The organism is Paenibacillus sp. S29 (assembly GCF_049319765.1).
GTDB classification, from domain to species: domain Bacteria; phylum Bacillota; class Bacilli; order Paenibacillales; family Paenibacillaceae; genus Paenibacillus; species Paenibacillus polymyxa_B.
This window is the reverse complement of sequence record NZ_JBMOUI010000089.1, coordinates 1-338: the sequence shown is the minus strand read 5'-3', so window position 1 is coordinate 338 and position 338 is coordinate 1. Positions and strand designations below refer to the sequence as shown.

The 338-nt window shown below is 48.5% G+C and carries 1 protein-coding gene; it reads left to right on the top strand.

The genetic code is table 11. The annotated features are described in order from the left end of the window. A partial coding sequence (locus tag ACL9RM_RS26620; RefSeq protein WP_414126718.1) for a condensation domain-containing protein occupies positions 1-338 on the top strand: 338 nt, incomplete at both ends.

The following is a 338-nucleotide window of genomic DNA, read 5'->3' as shown; positions in this document are numbered from 1 at the left end:
GCTGATCTGCTTCAGGAGAGCTTGCGTGAGGTATTGGCTCACTGTGTGGAAAAAGAGTTGCCAGAGCTGACGCCAAGCGACTTGTCCTTCCAAGGACTGACGGCTGGAGAGCTGGATCATATTGTAGAGCAGACGGCTACTGCGGGAGAACTAGAAAATATTTATTCGCTCACACCCATGCAAAAAGGCATCCTGTTCCACGGTTTAATGGAGCCGAAATCCGGGGCGTACTTTGAGCAGGCGACATTTGATCTGCAAGGCAGCTTTCAAGTGGAGGCTTTTGCCGAAAGCTTAAATCAACTGGTGGATCGCCATCAAATATTCAGAACGAATTTTTA